Here is a 1,295-nt window from a genome sequence, read left to right as displayed (position 1 = left end):
TTGTCGAGGCTTTCGACGGATTTGATTTGCGCGGAATGCGCGCTGCCGTTCGCGGGTCCGCCCGCGTGATTGGAATTCTCGGAAGTCATAATGCGTTACACCCTACCGCGCCGATGTCACATCGTGCGTAAACGACCGGTTGCCGGAATATGTCCGTTTTGCGCAGAGGCGAACATGCTCGGCGGCGCGTAAAACGGAATCCCGAGCGCTGGGTTTCCGTTCCGCGCGCCGTCCATTCCGATGCTTCAGACCCCAGTGGCCAGAGACGGGACCGCATCGCCCAGTTTGGCGCGCAGTTCGCTGTTGGCGCGCTCCAGCTCGTCGATGCGGCGCGCCTGCTGTTTGATGATGATGCCGGCGGTTCCCACATCGATCATGCCTTGCGCGGGAGCGGTCCGCGTGGCAGAAGCGTCGGGAGCGTACGGATGCCCCGCCTTCATCGGCTCGTTGATGATGTTGGTGATGCTGTCGAGGTTGCGGCGCGTCACGAGCGCGCGTTTGTATCGTTCGACAAGCTGCGCGATGACCTCGCTATCGTCCATTTCGCCGCTGCCGTTCACCGATTTGATGGCGGCCGCCTTCCAGCGAGCCACGCTGCGTTCGATGCGCTTGTAGCCGACGAGATCCGGCGGCAGGCCGGCTTCGCGGAAGATTTTCGTAGGCGATTCGCCCGCAAGATAACGGATGGTGCACACCTGTTTGAACGCGTCGGAATAGGTGATCCGGTCTTTGGTCACGTTGGCCACCGCCGGCAACTGGCGCAGCAGCTGAATTTCCTCATCACTGAATGATCCACCGCCATGCGCCATGATTCGTTCCCCCTTGTATCGCCTGTAGTATGCGCGTGATTCCGCGTGCCAATGGCGGCGCCGTTGCGCCAGGCATCATTCACGCCGCGGATTCGCTTGCGATTATAAGAACGGCTTTTCGCGGAATGCCCCCGTTTCCTCACCCTTGTGTGGGACCTTTCCGCCTATGGCCCCTCGAGATCCACGTTTGCCACATGGACTTGAGCGCCAACACCCCCGTACCCTCGCAAAAAGGGCGTACGTGGGATTCCCACGTACGCCCTCGTCAATGATTGCCTTAGAGGCTCATTGCGTGATCGCTCAGTGCATGCGCTGGCGGCTCTTGAGGGCCACGGCAACGCCGGCACCAGCCACGAGCAGCGCCACTACAGCGAACAGCGTGGTGCCCGCGGCACCGGTGAGCGGCAGCTGGGTGATGGACTTCACGTTCTTCACGGTGGCGGTGGCGCCCACCGTGCCGTTGTCGCTCGGCGTGACCTGCTTGAG

2 protein-coding genes are annotated in these 1,295 nt (G+C 61.9%); both read right to left on the bottom strand.

Annotated elements, in window-relative coordinates; genetic code table 11:
- Positions 1-245: 245 nt before the first annotated feature.
- Positions 246-809 carry an HTH domain-containing protein gene (locus B3C64_RS00500; protein ID WP_291532983.1) on the bottom strand — a complete coding sequence of 188 codons (564 nt, stop codon included), beginning with the start codon at positions 807-809 and terminating at the stop codon, positions 246-248.
- A gap of 300 nt (positions 810-1,109) precedes the next feature.
- Positions 1,110-1,295 (bottom strand): LPXTG cell wall anchor domain-containing protein (locus B3C64_RS00495; RefSeq protein ID WP_291532982.1); only part of this gene is annotated, 186 nt, incomplete at its 5' end.

It is taken from the genome of Bifidobacterium sp. UBA6881 (genome assembly GCA_002451435.1).
Classification (GTDB): Bacteria; Actinomycetota; Actinomycetes; order Actinomycetales; family Bifidobacteriaceae; genus Bifidobacterium.
Note: the sequence above shows the minus strand (reverse complement) of the source record. Positions and strands in the feature narration are given on the sequence as shown.

Bases quoted from the DNA above. Each gene is read 5' to 3' on its own strand.
- B3C64_RS00500 (WP_291532983.1), bottom strand. From the start codon at position 809: ATGGCGCATGGCGGTGGATCATTCAGTGATGAGGAAATTCAGCTGCTG.